Consider the following 18505-nt stretch of genomic DNA (forward strand, 5'->3'; position numbering starts at 1 on the left):
TAAATTGCTCATCCACCTTTGCTTAGAAGAAAGACTACCCTTTTTTTCGCTCCTATTTTCATATACCGCGCCGCTGCTCTTCCCGACTTCGTTCCCACCGTTCTGAACTTGGCTGCTCTCCATCACCCGAATGCTCCTTGATCTCATCCATCTTAACAAGAACCACATCTGAACCGATTTTGACAATATTACGCCATGGAATGATGAGGTCTGCTCCACCGCCGAATAAACCCATAAAGCGGCTGTAACTTGGAACAACGATTGCATCAATTCGCCCATTCCTAAGGTCAAGTTCTAGATCACTAATCTGACCAAGCCTTTTTCCATCGATAATGTTAATAACGTCTTTGGTTTGAAAGTCTGAAATTTTCATCGCTCTTACCGTTAAATCTCCTGAACTCATTCTTATCACATCCCGCTATTTGTGCTTATAAATTACTATATGATTCATTCGCCTCATATGTACTTATTTTTGGGTTTGTTGCTATAAGCTTTGAGAACTTATGTACAATAAGATAAAACCTTTATTTCTGCCTAAGGCAAAAATAAAGGTTTTGGAATTTAGTTCAGTATGCAATTTACCAAATACATTGCATTTTCCTTGTACTGCTTCAACCACTAGGTCTTCACATGTTTTTGCATTTGCTGAATCGCTGACTTCTCAAGACGAGACACTTGAGCCTGAGAAATACCGATCTCATCTGCTACTTCCATTTGCGTTTTTCCTTCAAAAAAGCGCATAGACAATATCATTTTTTCTCTCTGACCCAGCCTGTGCATCGCTTCTCTAAGTGCAATTTCTTCAATCCAGGTAACATCCTTATTCCTGTCGTCACTGATTTGATCCATTACGTAGATCGGGTCACCACCGTCATGATAGATCGGTTCAAACAAAGATACCGGATCTTGAATCGCATCTAGTGCAAACACGACATCTTCTTTAGGAACGCCCAATACCTCAGATATCTCGAAAACAGTAGGTTCTCTCGAATGGAGAGTGGTTAGTGCATCCCTGACTTGCAGTGCTTTGTATGCGATGTCTCTCAGAGATCTAGATACACGAATCGGATTGTTATCCCGAAGGTATCTGCGAATCTCACCGATAATCATCGGTACCGCATACGTGGAGAATTTTACATTTTGAGACAAATCAAAGTTATCGATGGCTTTCATCAAACCAATACAACCGACTTGAAACAAATCGTCAACGAATTCTCCCCGGTTATTGAAACGTTGAATGACACTGAGTACTAATCGCAGATTGCCATTCACCAATTTCTCTCTAGCTGAGCGCTCATTATTTTGCTGTAGATTTGTAAATAACTCACGCATCTCTACGTTGGTTAGGACCGGCAGTTTCGCGGTATCCACGCCACAAATCTCGACTTTATTACGAGTCATCGTGATTACCTCCCAAGGAGAAACATTAATGTACATTATCTCCCTGAGCGGTGTTTTTATTCCAAAAATAAAACCTTACCAGTTATAACCAAGACTTGATTTTACACCATTTTATTGAATTCCTTACGCAGTCGCTTAATGATCCTTTTTTCGAGCCGGGAAATATATGATTGGGAAATGCCCAGCATGTCCGCAACATCTTTTTGCGTTTTTTCTTCCCCGTCTTGAAGTCCAAATCTTAGCTCCATGATCATGCGCTCCCGATCTGTCAGCTTGTCTAATGCTTTATGCAATAGTTTTCGATCCACTTGCTCTTCAATATTTCGATAGATCGTATCATTCTCGGTACCCAGAACATCGGAAAGCAGCAACTCATTTCCATCCCAATCGATATTCAGCGGCTCATCAAAGGACACTTCAGACCGGATCTTACTGTTACGCCGCAAGTACATCAATATTTCATTCTCGATGCACCGGGAAGCATAGGTCGCTAGCTTAATTTTTTTCTCTGGATCAAACGTGTTTACTGCCTTGATTAGACCAATTGCACCAATGGAGATTAAATCTTCAATGTTAATGCCGGTATTCTCAAATTTACGAGCAATGTAAACGACAAGCCGGATGTTTCGTTCAATCAGCATAGCCCGGATCGCAGGATCACCTGTCTGCAATTTTTGCAATAAAAATTCTTCCTCTTCCCTTGTCAGCGGCGGGGGCAGTGCTTCACTTCCCCCAATATAATAAATTTCTTCACTTTTTAGCCCAAATAAAAATAGGAATCTGTAATATTGCAGCTGTACGGCAAGTTTCCATTTGACGAGCATGTACACTTCCTCCTATACCACGTTCAGCGGCTTTTCTGTTTGACCGGTCGTTGTTTTGACTACAGCAGGTTCTTGCACATATTCCGGGTGAATGATGGCCTGATACTTCCCTTCCGAAGATAGCTTTCCTCCATCGAGTCCAATCAGGGTACGTTTTGGTGTATAGCAAGTCCCGTTCATCATTACTTTTACCGAGTCTGGTTTAAGTGCAAGCATAAACGATGTTCCTTTGTTGATTCCTCGGTAAGGTATCAGCCTAAGACGATCCTGCCAGATGAACTCCTCATCCAGCTCCATAATTAACGTGTCTGCCGAAACTTGTGAGATTCTCCCCTTCCAAGAAGGAGGGAGATAGGATTCCCACAAGGAAGCTTCCATCACGGTTACCGGTGTCCGTGTGAGTGGATCCGTAAGCTGATTTCCCGTATCTACGAGCCCCGTACAAGTTACTTCCACTCCCCCTATCTCGACGATAATGTCTCCAAAATAAACGGACATTTGCTCCGTTTTTCTTCTGCTTGACTGTATTCCTTTAAAAATAAGCAGAACTACAAAAAAAGTAATAAACATAAACCAAAAGCCAACCTGAAGTTCAAAAGAGACTCCACCTGTCGTCGTAAATAAAATACCATTAAATAAATCAGTTGAACTCTGCAGCAGATAATGAACGCCAAGTATCCCGCCTGCTGCCACAAAGTTAACAACATAAAACGTCCCTATTGTTTTGGAAAATGCTTGTAAACTATGGAATCCAAATGCGGTCCAGATCATAAACAGGGATAAGGTGAATTTAATTAAGAAGGTATACATAAAAGTAAGTTCCGGAACAAACATCATTACTACATACATAGCTCCGATGATTGAAGAAATAATCATTCTCCACCATTTCGGCTTTTTCTTCTGCATCCAAGCGGTAAGGAACAGCAGCACCCAGTCAATAAGCAGGTTCGTTAGAAAAATCAAGTCGATATATACAACCAGGTCCTCTCACCTGCCTTACGTAAATCATGAATACATTCAGTATAAGGAGAAGATACCTCAAAGTCTGTCTAAACGTGGGAAGTAATTGATACTTTTTTTGTCGTAAAAAGAAAATAAAAAAGACTGTATACAAACTAGTCTTAGGCTAGTTTATATACAGTCTGACAGCAGTCCCTAGGACTGCTGTACGTTATTTCGTAGAAAGTCGATTATTCGTTATGATTGCCGCCATTATTTCTTGAGCGATTACGTAAGAAAGTGGGAATATCAAGTTGATCCGAACCCGGTCCATTACTGAACGGTTTCAAGTTCGACGGACGACTCTCTTGCGGTTCAGTAGATTGAACCGGTTTACGAGTAGGCTGCGGGCTAGGAGCCGGCTTATTCTCGAATCCTGTCGCGATAACCGTAACTTTGATTTCCTCTTTCAGGTTTTCGTCAATGATCGCACCAAAGATCATATTCACTTCCGGATCGGAAGCAGAAGTCACAATCTCAGCTGCTTCATTCACTTCATACAAGGACAGGTTAGAACCGCCTGTAATGTTCATGATAACACCGCGTGCTCCTTCAATCGAAGTCTCCAGAAGCGGACTCATAATTGCTTTGCGTGCAGCTTCTGCAGCGCGATTCTCTCCCGTAGCCATACCGATACCCATGAGTGCAGAACCGCGTTCTGTCATAATGGTTTTAACATCGGCAAAGTCAAGGTTGATTAGACCCGGAACTGCGATCAAGTCAGAGATACCTTGTACTGCTTGGCGAAGAACATTATCTGCTTCGCGGAAAGCTTCAAGCATCGGAGTCTTTTTGTCTACAATCTCAAGCAAACGATCATTAGGAATCACAATCAGTGTATCTACTTTTTCTTTGAGAGCTTCAATACCGTGCTCTGCTTGATTGGAACGTTTACGTCCTTCGAATGTAAATGGACGTGTAACCACACCAACCGTTAACGCACCGCACTCTTTAGCGATTTCAGCGATAACAGGAGCAGCACCTGTTCCTGTACCTCCGCCCATACCAGCAGTAACGAACACCATGTCCGCACCTTTTAAGGTATTCGCAATCAGATCACGAGACTCCTCTGCAGCTTTTTTACCTACTTCTGGATTGGCACCAGCGCCAAGTCCTCTTGTAAGTTTGTCACCGATTTGAAGCTTGTGTTCTGAGCGGGCTAAATGAAGTGCTTGAGCATCCGTATTCACCGTAATGAATTCGACTCCTTGCACACCATTCTCAATCATTCGATTGACAGCATTACTTCCGCCGCCACCGACACCTATTACTTTTATCTGAGCCAAGCTCTCCATATCGAAATCAAATTCCAACATACTTTTCCATCTCCCCCTCATGTGTGCATGGATGGCTCGTCCACGTTCCGAAAATGAATCCAGACCATTTCATATATCGACGAACAATACCATTTCGTAAAGATCACTCGAAAACGAATCGTTCAAGGATCTATGAAATGGATTCAGACATGCTATATCAATTCACTGAACATATTTTTTAAGCGTTCGAAAAACCCCGGTTTTTGTTCTTCTTCCGGAGCCGGATTCGGCTTAACTCGATTGGTTGGTTTCTTGTTATTGCTTCCGCCACCGGGATTATTATTCGTTGGTCTTATTTTGATACCGCGAATGACGTTATGCAAAATCCCCACACCGCTCGTATAGCCTGGATCCCTTACACCGATATAATCCGGCACTGCGATTCTAACTGAAGCGGCAAGTTCATGTCTAGCAACCTGTAACACACCTGGCATCGCTACAGTACCGCCTGTTAGTATATAACCTCCAGGTAGTTCTGTATAACCCAGTCGCTTCACTTCTTGATGAATTAGTTGGAAGATTTCCTGCACACGAGGTTCTATGATCGCTGCCAAATCTTCCTGAGTAAATTCTTTATCCACGTTACTGCCAATACGTGTTACTTTGAATACTACATCACTAGCTGCATCATCCAGCCAAGCACAACCATACTTAAGCTTGACCTTCTCAGCTTGCTCTGTCAAGGTTCTCAGTCCGTAAGCAATATCGTTAGTAACAAACTCACCACCGATTGGAAGTGACGAAGTCGCAACCATGGATCCTTCTTCAAACACAGCAATCGTGGTCATTCCTGCTCCGATATCAACCAGTACAGAACCCATTCCTTTTTCATCTTTGGATAAGGACAATAGCCCCGCTCCAAGAGACATGAGCACCAGATCTTTCACTTTCAGTCCTGATTTCTCAACGCAGCGCAACAAGTTATGTATGGCAGTCTTCGCCCCTGTAATGATCGTCGCTTCTACTTCAAGCCGAACACCGATCATACCGCGAGGATCCTGAATTCCTTCAAGACCGTCTACTACATACTGCCTTGCCACAACATCTATGATCTCACGTTCCGGCGGGATCGCGATGACTTCTGCTGCTTTCAACACCCGTTCCATGTCTTCTTCACCGATCTCGCGGTCCTCATTTGATACTGCCACAACACCGTGACTTGTCATAAGCCCGATATGATTTCCAGAGATCCCGACATAAACTTCGGATATTTGAATACCGACCATACGTTCCGCGTGATCTACTGCATTGCGGATAGATTGTACAGTCTGGTCAATGTCTACAATTGCACCTTTACGAATTCCTTCTGAGTCGGCAGATCCAACTCCAATAATATTAAAGGTTCCATTATTAATTTCCCCAATAATAGCCCGAACTTTGGATGTACCGATGTCCAAACTAACAATGATGTCATTGTTGCTCAAGTCTGTGGCACCTCCTGACTCCGATTAATATACGTTCTTTTAAACAAACACTCTCTACATATTCAACACGTTTAAGGCTTTCCCTCTTTTTTCAACAAATTTTTTGGGTGCCTTCATATGGAGATAAGAAGCTCATACCAACTGCCTTTACTCAGGTTGGAATGAGGTATGTCTCCTAAATGTCTCTAAGTTTGTTCACGAGTTTAACCGTCACAAACGATTCTAGTTAAATTTCAAAGAAAAAAGAAGGAAATGATAGCAAGATGCATATAGTGTAAAGTGTAACATTTTTTTATACGATCAGAAAGTGCTATCTTCCTATGTCCATTGTTTTCCATTATAATTGCATAAATTTAGGTTATTCGCCTGTCTCTAATTCCTCATCTTCTGCTGTGTCTGGAATAAAAGGTTCATAGGCATCTGCTTCGAGCATGGTGATGATCCCTGGTTTTTCCGTTTCAATCACTTGATTCAAGTAACTTACCTTCTCTTCTAGCAAGGTAACCGTAGTAATGACTTCAAACTGTGATTTCGTGTAAAGTTTAATCCGATCAGGAAACGATGGGGTAGGTGATGGCATAATCTCAGAAATATCTGTAGTGAGTTCATTAGGTATGTTTTTAAGTACCTCAGATAACTCCGTTTTTAGCGGATCGCCGTCCTTCCAATGTGTCAAAATCGGTTTCTCTACTGCCATCCCGCTATCAGGAAGCGTAACACTTACTCCACTCGATAAAATAGCATGAAGCTGTCCGTCGGCAGCCAGTTCGTAAGCTACTGGATCGTATTCTTTAATGTGAATTACTATTGTACCTGGGAACTGCTTGTCCACTGTTGCCTCAGATACAGAAGCAATATCTTCCAAATTCTTCTCTATATCACTGCCATTATCACTAAAAAACGGATTACCCACTTGAAGGCCGCTCTTTGCTAAAATCTCATCTTTAGTAGTAAACACATTCCCATCAATCTGAATCTGAGAAATTTTGCTAACTGGTGATCTGAAAAATATGGCTGCAAGTATAGCAATGAATAAAAAGATTAGGATCGTGATCAATTTACGGCTTGTTTTACGTTTTGGCATGCTCTCTTTTTTGAGAGCGGGCAATTGATTTTTTGGCATAAATCTCCGCTCCATAAAAGCCCTATTGCCCCCTCAAAAAGAGGGGACTTTCAAGGCAAGTTTGTGCTTAAAATGAAACTGATTGGAATATATATAAGCATAGTTATTCTCTCTAAGCCGGATGACAACAATTACGGTGCAACAAAACTCACCGGCTGACGTTCCACAGAAGCACCAAGTGATTGAAACAACTGCTCAATCCGATCATAACCCCGATCAATATGATGCAATTGTTCAACGACGGTTCTCCCTTGTGCGGCAAGTCCTGCAATAACAAGTGCAGCACCGGCGCGTAAATCTGTTGCTTCTACTGTGGCTCCGTACAGCCTTGGAACACCACGTATAAAAGCTGCATTCATATCGACAGAAATATCAGCACCCATTACATTCAGTTCATCAACATGCTTAAATCTTGCTTCGAAGACGGTCTCTTTCATCACACTAAATCCATCTGCCAAACTGAGCAACACCATAACCTGTGATTGAAGATCTGTAGGAAATGAAGGGTATGGTGAAGTAACAATACGATCAACCGCTTTAGGTCGCCCCAAACAGCTTACGTTTATTATATCATTGCATACACTTGTTTGAACACCGGCGCGCTTCAGTACATGGATAAGAGAATTTAAGTGCGCAGGATTGCAGTGAGTAAGAGTGACATTTCCCCTTGTTGCAGCAGCGGCAATCAGAACCGTTCCTGCCACAATCCGGTCCGGTATAATCTCATAGGTACAAGAGGTTAAATGTTCGACTCCATGAATCGTAATCGTACTTGTGCCCGCCCCGATAATGTTTGCACCCATCGCATTCAGGAAGTTTTGAAGATCCTGAATTTCAGGTTCTCTTGCTGCATTCGTGATCGTTGTCGTCCCTTTGGCTGTCGCAGCAGCCATCATAATGTTTTCCGTAGCTCCAACACTTGGAAAATCAAGTTGTACATCTGCACCAATAAGTTTCTTAGCACGGCAGGTAATCTGAGAATCTTTCTCCTCAATAACCGCACCCAGCGCCTCGAGTCCCCTCAAATGCAGATCTATCTTTCTTTCTCCAATCGCACATCCCCCAGGCTGATAGATGGACACTTCTCCAAATCTTGCAAGCAAAGGACCCATTAAAAAAATAGAGGAGCGCATCTTGCTCATTAAGTCTTCCGGTACTCTAGCTGAACTGACTAAGGAAGTGTCGATCGTTACTTTTCCTAAGTCATGCTTTGCACCACATCCGAGCCGTTCTAAAATGTGCAACATCACCTCAATGTCGAGCAAATGAGGTACATTATGGAGCTGCGTGTTTCCTTCTGCAAGTAAACTTGCTGCCATGATAGGCAAAGCAGCATTTTTAGCTCCATGGATACGTATGGATCCTGATAGGGGTTTCCCGCCTTCAATCACCAATTTGTCCAAGTGTATCACCTCCGAGTTTACCCGTTCACCCTAGTTCTTGATCGCTCCGACTCGGCTTATACCGTCCATTTCATCGCCTGATCGATAAGCGTCCACAAGGTAGAACGTCCTCTGCTGTTCCTTTCCAGAATGCGCATCACCGCGATATAAGTGCTATTTTGCGATTCCTTTCAAGTCAGTTCAGCGGATTATAGTATTGTTTGTGACACACCCGGACATTTACTTCGTCCAAAAGGTGAATGTCACAATTGATAAGGTATCTTATGTAAAGAGTACCTTGTGTGTGACAATCGCCTAGGACAGTTTTGCGCTACCTGGAGACTTTTATAATTCATTATTTTTTTGTCGCAATACGTTTCATTTCAGCTACTAATACGGATGCAGAATCCGGTTTCCCCAGACGTTTTGAAGCTTCCATCATGGAACGCTGAACCTTTTCATCTTTCATTACCTCTTCAATATTTTGGAATAAGGTAATGCCCGTAAGGTCCTTCTCAAGCAGCATCCGAGCTGCCCCCGCGTTTTCAAGCGTTCTTGCATTCGCTTCTTGATGGTTATTGGTTACATTCGGAGAAGGAATGAGAATAGCAGGAATTCCAAGCGACGTAATCTCAGCAAGAAAAGAAGCGCCGGCCCGGTTCACGATTAACGAGGTAGCTGCCAGCACCTCAGGCATGTTATGCACGTATGGAAGAACGTGCAGATGACTTGGAAGATGTCCCAAACGTTCTTTTATTGCCTGAAGCGTTGATTCATAATAGCCGTCTCCTGTTACGTATACCACATGAACTTCGCCTAAGTTCTTCAGTTGATCGGCCATTTGGATCATTGCATCATTGATTGCTTTGGCTCCTCTGCTGCCGCCTACAACTAGCACCACTTTGCTTCCTTTCGGAATACCAAGCGAAGCAAATCCACGCTCTGGGTTCGCATGTTGTACCGTAGTAGCCCGCGGATTGCCAGTATATATGGTGTTCTTAGCTGAAGAGAAGGCTTTCTCAGCCCCTTCAAAGCTAACAGCCACCGTATCGACGTAACGACTCAAAAACTTGTTGGTGAGCCCAGGAATCGCATTTTGTTCATGTATAATGCTTGGGATACCTAGTTTTGCTGCAGCATACACAACAGGACCACATACATAACCGCCAGTACCCACGACTACATCCGGTTTAAATTCCTTCAGCATTTTTCTGGATTCCTTTACCGCTTCAAGAAAACGAAGGATCGTTTTCACATTATCAAACGATAGTTTTCTTTTAAAACCAGATATTTCAATCGATTTAAAAGGGATGTTCTCTTGCGGAACAAGTTTGCTTTCCAGCCCCTTTTTACCTCCGATATATAAAAATTCCGTCGTTTTATCTTCTGATTCTAATTGTCTTGCGACAGCAACAGCCGGATAAATATGTCCGCCTGTTCCGCCGCCGGTAAGTACAACGCGCATGAATACCGTCACCTCGCATAACGTGATAAATTAAGTAAAATTCCTAGTGCTGTAAGCATCAGCGTTAGAGATGAACCTCCATAACTGATCAATGGGAGCGTGATCCCAGTAACTGGCATCAGCCCAATAACGACTCCAATATTAATGATTACCTGAACAGCAACCATCCCCACAATACCTACCCCAAGCAGACTTCCAAATGCATCCGGAATCGTCATCGCAACTCGCATCCCTCTCCATACCAGCATCAAAAAGAGCACAAGTACGATGAGACCACCTATAAAGCCGAGCTCCTCAGCTAAAATAGAAAAAATAAAGTCCGTTTGCGGTTCCGGAACATAACTATATTTCTGTCGACTCATTCCAAGACCCAGCCCTCCCAGTCCCCCCGGACCGATTGCATATAGGGATTGGAGAATTTGATAACCAGAACCTAATGGATCTGACCAGGGATCAAGAAAAGCAGTGATCCGTTGCAGACGATAAGGTGCTGCCGCGATAAGGCCAGCAAAACCCACTAAACCACCCAAGCCAAGAAACAGCAAATGTTTCATTCTTGCCCCTGCCGTAAAAATAATCAGCATAGAAGCTCCCATCATCACCGTGCCGGTTCCAAGGTCTGGCTGAAGCATAATAAGACCAAATGCAGTTCCCATTAAAGCAAGCGGCGGCAATAAACCCGATGTGAAATTTTTAATTGCTGCCGGGTCTTTACTGAGCCATTTGGCCAGAAATAAGATCATCCCGAGCTTCATAAACTCGGAGGGCTGAATACCGAACGAACTGATTCCAAGCCAACTTCTCGCTCCGCCGCGAACAACGCCGACTCCGGGAATCAATACGATAATAAGCATGATAAAACAAAAAATAAGGATATACTTTGCATAATTGCGCCAAATCCGATAATCCACATTTGCAGTAAAAAACATGGCAGCTAGCCCCAGCCCCGCAAATAACAACTGCCTCTTTACAAAATAGAAAGAGTCGCCGTATTGACGGAAAGCCAGGACGGAACCCGCACTGTATACCATTACAAGACCGATGGCAAGTAAAGATACAATGCAGATGATCAGCCAAAAATCGGGCGCCGGACGGGTCTGTTTCATTGGAGGCCACCTCTTACATATGTAGTAGGGGCTTATCCAACCCCCCTACTTACAGGTTATGCACCGCCTCTTTAAAAATGCGTCCACGCTCTTCATAGGAAGAATACATATCCCAACTTGCGCATCCAGGGGATAGTAGAACCACATCTCCAGGTACAGCTATCGAAGCGGCTATCGAAACCGCCTTTCTTAGTGTATCAGCGGCATCTACCTCATTATCGACAACCTGGATTTCCTTTAATCCGGCAAGTTTCGCAACTTCCGCCAATTTGTCTTTGGTTTGACCCAGCAAAACGACAGCTTTTACTTTTTCACTGAACACAGAAAGTAAATCCATATAATCCGACCCTCGGTCAAGTCCCCCTGCAATAAGGACAATAGGTTCCTTAAACGAAGTAAGTGCCATCGTCGTCGCTTTGGCATTTGTTGCCTTGGAATTGTTATAGTATGCCGTTTCATTATGGGTAAGAACGTACTCGAGTCGATGTTCTACACCTCTAAAAGCAGAAAGCGGTCCGTCAAGTACATCAGGTGATGCTCCAGCTGCAATCGCTATGGCGCAAGATGCAAGTGCATTATCTACATTGAATCGTCCTGGAATTGCAATCTGATCCACAGATATAATCGGATGAACCTTACCTTCCTTATCCCGATAAACAACGGTTCTATTGATATCATCCTCTTCGTTTGCTACATAAGGAGGATCCGCATAAACACCTGTTTGTAGAGTCTCTGTCATCGAAAAAGGAATCAATTCCCCTTTAATGTAAGGTACGAGCTGTCTGCATACCGGGTCATCCCAGTTCAGAACAGCCTTGTCTTCTTCCGTCTGATTCAGAAAGAGTTTTGCTTTTGAAGCTAAGTAATCTTCCATTCCTCCATGGTAATCGAGGTGAGTCTCCGATACATTGAGCAGACAGCTGATAGCTGGTTTGAAGTCTGTCGTCCCTTTTAGCTGAAAACTGCTCAGTTCAACAACCATAATATCCTTCTCTGTAGCTGCGGTAGCCGCCTCTGAAAGAGGTGTTCCAATATTACCGGCAACAATCGGCGATAAGCCGGCAGCATCAAGCATCATTCCCACCCAAGTGGTCGTAGTTGTCTTTCCATTTGAGCCGGTAATACCGATAATCGGTGCCTTGCACAAGTGATAAGCTACTTCTACCTCAGTGACTACTTCAATGCCAAGTTCGAGTGCCTTCTGAATCGGTGCCACTTTGTAAGGGATGCCTGGATTCTTAACGAGCAGAGCAACCTCTTCGTGAATGAGGTCATCTGGGTGACCTCCGCATAGAACAGAAATTCCCAAAGCCTCCAGTTCGGATGCTTCGGGACACTGTTCTCTCTCTTTTTGGTCATTTACCGTCACATGTGCTCCCGCTTGATGGAGCACTTTAGCAACTTGAACGCCGCTCTTGGCTAGGCCAAGGACCACGACGTTCTTTCCTTTGTAATTCTCCGGATGATTCATAATTACAACCCCTTGTAGATGAAGAGTCCGAGTCCTGCAAGCAGCAGTCCTACGGCCCAGAACGTAATAACAACACGCCATTCCGACCACCCAGACAATTCGAAATGATGGTGGATCGGGCTCATTTTAAATACCCGTTTACCTCTTGTTTTAAAAGAAATAACTTGGATTACTACGGACAACATTTCCACAACGAAAACGCCGCCGATAACTAAAAACAGTAGTTCTGTCTTCGTGACGATTGCAATGGCTCCAATTGCACCACCAATGGCCAGTGAACCTGTATCTCCCATGAATACTTTGGCAGGATGCGCATTGTACACTAGAAAACCAAGAACTGCACCAATCATTGCAGCTGCACATACCGCAGCAGGAAGTGATGTTGCCTGCATTGCCACAATCGCAAATGCACCAAAGGCGATAGCACTTACTCCAGAGAGAAGTCCATCAAGTCCATCTGTAAAGTTAACTGCATTACTAATAGCAAGCATCATGATGACAATAAACGGATAGTAGAACCAGCCGCCAAAATCAAATCCAAAGTCCGTACCTGGCACGGAAATCTCTGTACTATGTCCATTTTGAATGAGCAAGAAAGACATAATTCCAGCAAAAACCAATTGACCAATAAGTTTTTGCCTTGCTGTCAAACCAAGCGATCTTTTCGCGACAATTTTGATATAATCATCAAGAAATCCAATCAGGCCAAACCCTAAAGTAGCCACGAGCAGAACATAAAAATCTGTATTTTTAACAGGAGCAAATTTTAGAAATGCAAGTGTAAAAGCCAAAACGATGACGACGCCGCCCATCGTAGGCGTACCTGATTTTTTAAGATGGCTCTTAGGACCATCCTCTCTGACCTGCTGTCCGAACTTCATTCTTCTTAAAAGTGGAATAAGTAAAGGGGCTGCAATCACTGCAAGAATAAAAGATACCCCGATTGTTAAGAGCATTAATTGAAAATCCATGAAAACACCTCTCTAGTTAACTTCAGATCTGTAATGGGTCCGTAATTAAGGCATTCGCCACATCTTCCAGCTTCATTCCCCGGGATGCTTTTACAAGCACTACATCCTTAGAACTCATTCTGTCCTTAAGGTGGGAAATTAAAGCATCCTTATCTTCAAAAGCGAACACTGCTTCAGCAGGCATGTGCTGCCGTGCGCCTTTGGCAATGTAAGAAGACAAGGGACCATATGTGAAAACCAGATCAAGCTTATCAGGTGTCAAATATTGTCCAATCTCTTCATGAAGTTCTTCCTGTCTCGGTCCAAGCTCAAGCATATCGCCGAGTACTGCCACTTTGCGAGAATATCCAGAAAGACCAGCAAGGGCATCAATCGCAGCTTTCATCGCGGTAGGACTTGCATTATAAGCATCATTAAGTACCGTAATCCCACTCGTACCTTTTAGGACCTCAATTCGCATTCCCGTTAGTTTTATTTCAGATAGACCTTTTTTCATATTTTCGTAGGACACGCCATAATGTCTTGCAACTGCAAGTGCAGCAAGTGCATTCACAACGTTATGTGCGCCAATCAGCGGAATAGATAGTGCTTCTTCCCCCGATCGAACCGAAGTAAATACCATTCCTTCTGGGTGATTCATCATTCCCGTAGGAAAATCATCATTTGTATGATTCATACCAAAAGTAAACCGTTTAAATTCCATCGGTTTTTTGGTCGCAGGTTCTGCAAGAACACGATCTGCTAAAGGATCATCACCGTTATATATTAGAAGTCCGCCATTTTTGAGTCCTGCCATAATTTCCAGCTTAGCCCGAGCAATTTCTTCTCTTGAACCCAGCTGCAGCAGATGCGCTTCTCCAATATTCGTAATAACGGCAACATCTGGACAAGCAATTTGCGTTAGACGTTCTATTTCCTGACGCCCGCTCATCCCCATTTCCAAAATCGCAATCTCCGCATCTTCAGGCATACTTAGAATAGTTAAAGGCAGACCAATATGGTTGTTAAAGTTCCCTTGCGTCTTATGTACCTTAAAGGTAGTAGATAAAAGGGAGTACACCATATCTTTTGTTGTTGTTTTACCGTTACTGCCCGTAATCGCAACTACAGAAGCACCGCTCTCTTTGAGATAGGCAGCCCCGATCTCCTGAAGCGCCGCTAAAGTGTCATCAACGAGGATGACGGCACCTTTCGGTGCATCTCCATGGTCTTTTTGCCACAGTGTCCCTGCAGCTCCCGAAGCCAGGCAGGCAGACGCATATTCATGCCCATCAAAATGCTCCCCTGTCAGCGGAACAAATAATTGTCCCGCTGATGGTTTGCGTGAGTCTGTGTATACTCCTTCGATGAGCGTTTCACGGTCACTTTCTCTTACAAGGGTGCCGCTGCACATATGTGCTATTTGACCTAACGTTCTTTTTATCACTTTGTTATTCCCCTTATCGCTTCTTTCGCTACGAGACGATCATCAAAATCTGTTTTCACCGTTCCAATAATCTGGTAAGTCTCGTGACCTTTGCCCGCTATCAATACTACATCGCCTGGGCTTGCCAGTTCAATAGCACGTTTAATGGCTGACTTACGATCAACAATCAACTCGTATTTTTCGGATGGAACATGGTCTGATATCAACCCCTGCTTGATATCTTCAAGAATTGCATCCGGGTTTTCTGTCCGAGGATTATCAGAAGTAACAAACACTCTGTCACTGTATTTAGCTGCGATTTGACCCATGATTGGACGTTTTGTGCGATCACGATCTCCACCGCATCCGAAGACACAGAACACTTCTTTTTCAGCAAATTCGTTGACTGTACGCAGTACGTTCTCTAGACCATCCGGTGTATGGGCGTAGTCTACAATCACTGCAAACGGCTGTCCTTCGTTCACCGCTTCTACCCTGCCATCAACACCTGGGATGGCTTCTAGGCTACGTTTGATCGAATCAAGCTCAATCCCTTCAAGCAGAGCTGATGTTATCGCTGCGAGCGCGTTATACACATTAAACTTACCCACCATACGAAGCTCTACATCCACACTTCCTTTAAAGGAATCGACGTGGAAGGAAGTACCTCGTGCTGTAATTTTAATATTAGAAGCCCGTACGTCAGCATTAGCATCGATTCCGTATGTAATCACTTCAGCTGAAGTAGAATCCGCAAAATAAGCCGATGCTGCATCATCTGCATTAAGAACCGCATACTTGCGTTTATGAAGGTCCCCATCAAATTCGTTGCCTAATCTAGCAAAAAGCAGGGATTTCGCACCTCGGTACTCCTCCATCGTGTGATGATAGTCCAGGTGATCCTGAGTCAGGTTTGTAAACACTGCAGTCCGGAATTCGGTTCCTTTTACGCGCCCTTGCTGCAGTGCATGCGAAGAAACTTCCATGACGCAGTTTTTCACACCTGCCTCAACCATATGATAAAAACTACGCTGCAACTCAAGAGCTTCTGGTGTTGTTCCTGACATCGGGAACGTTTGACCGGCATAACGCATTTGAATCGTTCCAATAAGGCCAGTCTCTGATTCAGCATCATTCAATATTTGTTCAATCAGATAAGTTGTCGTTGTTTTTCCGTTTGTACCTGTAACGCCGATCACGTTCAGCTTTTGACTCGGGTGACCAAAAAAATAATCCGAGAATACAGCCATTGCAAATCGACAGCTACTTACGATCAGTTGAGGTACATCGATTTCAAGTTTACGCTCCACGACAAGTGCAACTGCACCGAGGGTCACTGCTTTGTCAGCATACTCATGACCATCTACGGTGTGACCAGGTAGACATATAAACATATCCCCTTCTTGAACTTGTCTTGAATCGGTTTGAATTCCTTTGATTTCTGTGTTTCCATTGCCGGAGAGTTCACATACTGCCAGCAGGGAAGCAAATTGTTTTAACTGCACATGTATTCCTTCTTTCCATAAAATAAGACGTCATCCTTACCTATTGTATCCGTTACTTGCCAGTATGGTCCATAGATAGATGAGTAAAAACGTTAAGGCTCTTCTTTTTCATTTTCCGCCTTAGTCTTCTCTTCGCCCTGATGAGCATCTTCCGGTTCACTGCCCATGTAGATTCGAATGGTCGAACCGCGTTCCACCCGTGCACCTGGTTTTGGAGCTTGACTCACTACTGTTTTTCCAGACCCGGATTTCGACAGCATGAAGTTCATATTAAGATCTTCATAGAGGTCCTGTACTGTCGCCCCTGTAAGATCAGGAACAGTAACGATCGGTGTTTCACCATATTTGTATTCCTTAGCAATCTGATCACTCCGAGACGGTATCTGCAAATAGTGAAGCGAATCTTCCAGAATGTTCTGTACGATCGGCGCGGCAACAACGCCTCCAAATTGAATTCCTTTCGGATTATCAACCGCCGTATATACTACAATCTGCGGATCATCCGCAGGAGCAAACCCGATAAAGGAAACAATATGTTCCGTCGACGAGTATCTTCCATTGATTACCTTTTGTGCCGTACCTGTCTTCCCGCCTACTCGGTATCCATCAATAAATGCCGGGCGGCCTGTTCCTTTAGCGACCACACTTTCCAGAGCTTCTCGAACCTGCTTCGATGTTTCTTCAGATATGACTTGCCTTACAACTTCAGGCTTGGTCTCTTCTACTATTTTACCTGTCACCGGATCAACCCAGGACTTGGCTACAAATGGTTTGTACAATTTCCCGCCGTTAATGGCGGCAGAGACGGCCGTAATCTGTTGGATAGGAGTAACTGATACCCCTTGACCAAAAGCAGTCGTAGCGAGCTCTACAGGTCCTACCTGTGAAAGTTTAAATAGGATCCCAGAGGCTTCTCCACTAAGGTCAATGCCTGTTTTGGAGCCGAAACCGAAGTTTTTAATATACTTGAAAAGCGACTCTTTGCCAAGTTTTTGACCAAGAGCAACAAACCCTGGATTACAGGAGTTTTCCACAACTTGTAAAAAGGTCTGACTGCCATGGCCGCCTTTCTTCCAGCAACGAAGTCTAGCTCCGCCGACTTCAACGAATCCTGGATCGAAAAACCGATCATTCTTGAGATTAACTTTCTTTTCTTCTAGAGCAGCAGCCAGCGTAATAATCTTGAAGGTGGAACCCGGCTCATACGTCATCCATACCGGTAAATTCCGATTATATATATCAGCGTCATATTCCTGATAACTACCCGGTTCATAACCTGGGCGGCTCGCCATTCCTAGTACTTCCCCTGTTTTCGGGTTCATCGCAATAGCAAGAGCCGAATTCGCTTGAAATTTGACCATTGCTTGATCAAGTTCACGTTCAATAATAGATTGGATTGGCTGGTCAATCGTAAGTTTAAGATTCAGTCCATCTTGAGGAGCTTGATAAGTCTCGCTTGATCCCGGCATTAATCTGCCTGCGGCATCAGAGAGATAGGCAATACCTCCACCAATTCCGTTCAGATTATCATCATACGTTCTTTCAACACCGGTCAATCCCTGATTATCAATTCCGGTAAACCCAAGAATATGACCTGCAAGATCCCCAAAAGGATAATAACGTTTATTATCTTCAGCTACAACAATGCCCGGAAGCTCTAAATCACGAATCTGCTGTGCTTTCTCCATCGTAATTTTGCGGCCCCCGGGCTTTATCTGAACTATTCTTTCTTTCTTCGAGATGATACCCAATACTTTTTCCTGAGTCATACCTAGTAAGGGCGCTAAAGCCGCAGCAGTCTGCTCCTTGTCCTTAATCTGTACAGGAATAGCCATCACGGATGGCGTTGTAATGTTGTAAGCGAGAGAAATCCCGTTCCGATCAAGGATTTGTCCTCTTTTTGCTGAGTACGGAATTTCTCTTCGCCACAAATTCTCCGCTTCTTCCGATAATTCTGGCCCTTTGACAAATTGTACATAAGCTAAACGTACGACTAGTGCTGTAAATAAAATAAGAAGTATCAGCATGCACCATAGCAAACGGCGACGAAGCATCACACTGGACACTTTGGCCATATTCATCTCCCCCCGACTTGTCTCCTTCATTCACAATA

Annotated in this window: 15 protein-coding genes; all 15 read right to left on the reverse strand. The window is 43.8% G+C overall.

Going from position 1 to position 18505, the window contains the following annotated elements; genetic code table 11:
• Positions 1–58: 58 nt before the first annotated feature.
• Positions 59–403: a YlmC/YmxH family sporulation protein gene (locus tag ACWPWY_RS13040; RefSeq protein ID WP_454192074.1), complete on the reverse strand. Its 345-nt coding sequence runs from the start codon at positions 401–403 to the stop codon at positions 59–61.
• 215 nt (positions 404–618) lie between these two features.
• Positions 619–1401 (reverse strand): RNA polymerase sporulation sigma factor SigG, encoded by a 783-nt coding sequence (gene sigG / locus ACWPWY_RS13045; protein ID WP_454192075.1) that lies wholly within the window; start codon positions 1399–1401, stop codon positions 619–621.
• Positions 1402–1502: 101 nt separating this feature from the next.
• Complete coding sequence (gene sigE / locus ACWPWY_RS13050; RefSeq protein WP_160034229.1) at positions 1503–2225, reverse strand: RNA polymerase sporulation sigma factor SigE; 723 nt, start codon at positions 2223–2225, stop codon at positions 1503–1505.
• Between the two features lie 12 nt (positions 2226–2237).
• Positions 2238–3206, reverse strand: a complete 969-nt coding sequence (spoIIGA, locus tag ACWPWY_RS13055) for a sigma-E processing peptidase SpoIIGA (RefSeq protein ID WP_454192882.1) — start codon at positions 3204–3206, stop codon at positions 2238–2240.
• A 209-nt stretch (positions 3207–3415) separates the two neighbouring features.
• Positions 3416–4540, reverse strand: coding sequence for a cell division protein FtsZ (gene ftsZ, locus ACWPWY_RS13060; protein ID WP_454192076.1), 1125 nt, complete (start codon positions 4538–4540; stop codon positions 3416–3418).
• Between the two features lie 152 nt (positions 4541–4692).
• Positions 4693–5964 (reverse strand): cell division protein FtsA, encoded by a 1272-nt coding sequence (gene ftsA, locus ACWPWY_RS13065; protein ID WP_454192077.1) that lies wholly within the window; start codon positions 5962–5964, stop codon positions 4693–4695.
• Between the two features lie 358 nt (positions 5965–6322).
• On the reverse strand, positions 6323–7087 hold the full coding sequence (locus ACWPWY_RS13070) for a cell division protein FtsQ/DivIB (RefSeq protein WP_454192078.1): 765 nt from the start codon (positions 7085–7087) through the stop codon (positions 6323–6325).
• Between the two features lie 131 nt (positions 7088–7218).
• Positions 7219–8490, reverse strand: a complete 1272-nt coding sequence (gene murA, locus ACWPWY_RS13075) for a UDP-N-acetylglucosamine 1-carboxyvinyltransferase (protein WP_454192079.1) — start codon at positions 8488–8490, stop codon at positions 7219–7221.
• A 334-nt stretch (positions 8491–8824) separates the two neighbouring features.
• Positions 8825–9934 (reverse strand): undecaprenyldiphospho-muramoylpentapeptide beta-N-acetylglucosaminyltransferase, encoded by a 1110-nt coding sequence (gene murG, locus ACWPWY_RS13080; protein ID WP_454192080.1) that lies wholly within the window; start codon positions 9932–9934, stop codon positions 8825–8827.
• Between the two features lie 8 nt (positions 9935–9942).
• Positions 9943–11040: a stage V sporulation protein E gene (gene spoVE / locus ACWPWY_RS13085; RefSeq protein WP_191798893.1), complete on the reverse strand. Its 1098-nt coding sequence runs from the start codon at positions 11038–11040 to the stop codon at positions 9943–9945.
• 49 nt (positions 11041–11089) lie between these two features.
• Complete coding sequence (gene murD, locus ACWPWY_RS13090) at positions 11090–12511, reverse strand: UDP-N-acetylmuramoyl-L-alanine--D-glutamate ligase (RefSeq protein WP_454192081.1); 1422 nt, start codon at positions 12509–12511, stop codon at positions 11090–11092.
• A 2-nt stretch (positions 12512–12513) separates the two neighbouring features.
• Positions 12514–13482, reverse strand: a complete 969-nt coding sequence (gene mraY / locus ACWPWY_RS13095) for a phospho-N-acetylmuramoyl-pentapeptide-transferase (RefSeq protein WP_454192082.1) — start codon at positions 13480–13482, stop codon at positions 12514–12516.
• A 22-nt stretch (positions 13483–13504) separates the two neighbouring features.
• Positions 13505–14905, reverse strand: a complete 1401-nt coding sequence (locus ACWPWY_RS13100; RefSeq protein WP_454192883.1) for a UDP-N-acetylmuramoyl-tripeptide--D-alanyl-D-alanine ligase — start codon at positions 14903–14905, stop codon at positions 13505–13507.
• On the reverse strand, positions 14905–16392 hold the full coding sequence (locus ACWPWY_RS13105) for a UDP-N-acetylmuramoyl-L-alanyl-D-glutamate--2,6-diaminopimelate ligase (RefSeq protein WP_454192083.1): 1488 nt from the start codon (positions 16390–16392) through the stop codon (positions 14905–14907). Before ACWPWY_RS13105 ends, ACWPWY_RS13100 begins: the two co-directional genes overlap by 1 nt.
• 92 nt (positions 16393–16484) lie before the next feature.
• Positions 16485–18467 carry a stage V sporulation protein D gene (locus ACWPWY_RS13110; protein ID WP_454192084.1) on the reverse strand — a complete coding sequence of 661 codons (1983 nt, stop codon included), beginning with the start codon at positions 18465–18467 and terminating at the stop codon, positions 16485–16487.
• Between the last annotated feature and the right edge of the window lie 38 nt (positions 18468–18505).

Source organism: Paenibacillus sp. Marseille-Q7038, from assembly GCF_965111595.1.

Bases quoted from the DNA above. Each gene is read 5' to 3' on its own strand.
- ACWPWY_RS13070 (WP_454192078.1), bottom strand. From the start codon at position 7,087: ATGCCAAAAAATCAATTGCCCGCTCTCAAAAAAGAGAGCATGCCAAAA.
- sigG (WP_454192075.1), bottom strand. From the start codon at position 1,401: ATGACTCGTAATAAAGTCGAGATTTGTGGCGTGGATACCGCGAAACTG.
- ACWPWY_RS13040 (WP_454192074.1), bottom strand. From the start codon at position 403: ATGAGTTCAGGAGATTTAACGGTAAGAGCGATGAAAATTTCAGACTTT.
- spoVE (WP_191798893.1), bottom strand. From the start codon at position 11,040: ATGAAACAGACCCGTCCGGCGCCCGATTTTTGGCTGATCATCTGCATT.
- murD (WP_454192081.1), bottom strand. From the start codon at position 12,511: ATGAATCATCCGGAGAATTACAAAGGAAAGAACGTCGTGGTCCTTGGC.
- murG (WP_454192080.1), bottom strand. From the start codon at position 9,934: ATGCGCGTTGTACTTACCGGCGGCGGAACAGGCGGACATATTTATCCG.
- mraY (WP_454192082.1), bottom strand. From the start codon at position 13,482: ATGGATTTTCAATTAATGCTCTTAACAATCGGGGTATCTTTTATTCTT.
- sigE (WP_160034229.1), bottom strand. From the start codon at position 2,225: ATGCTCGTCAAATGGAAACTTGCCGTACAGCTGCAATATTACAGATTC.
- ACWPWY_RS13110 (WP_454192084.1), bottom strand. From the start codon at position 18,467: ATGGCCAAAGTGTCCAGTGTGATGCTTCGTCGCCGTTTGCTATGGTGC.
- ftsZ (WP_454192076.1), bottom strand. From the start codon at position 4,540: ATGTTGGAATTTGATTTCGATATGGAGAGCTTGGCTCAGATAAAAGTA.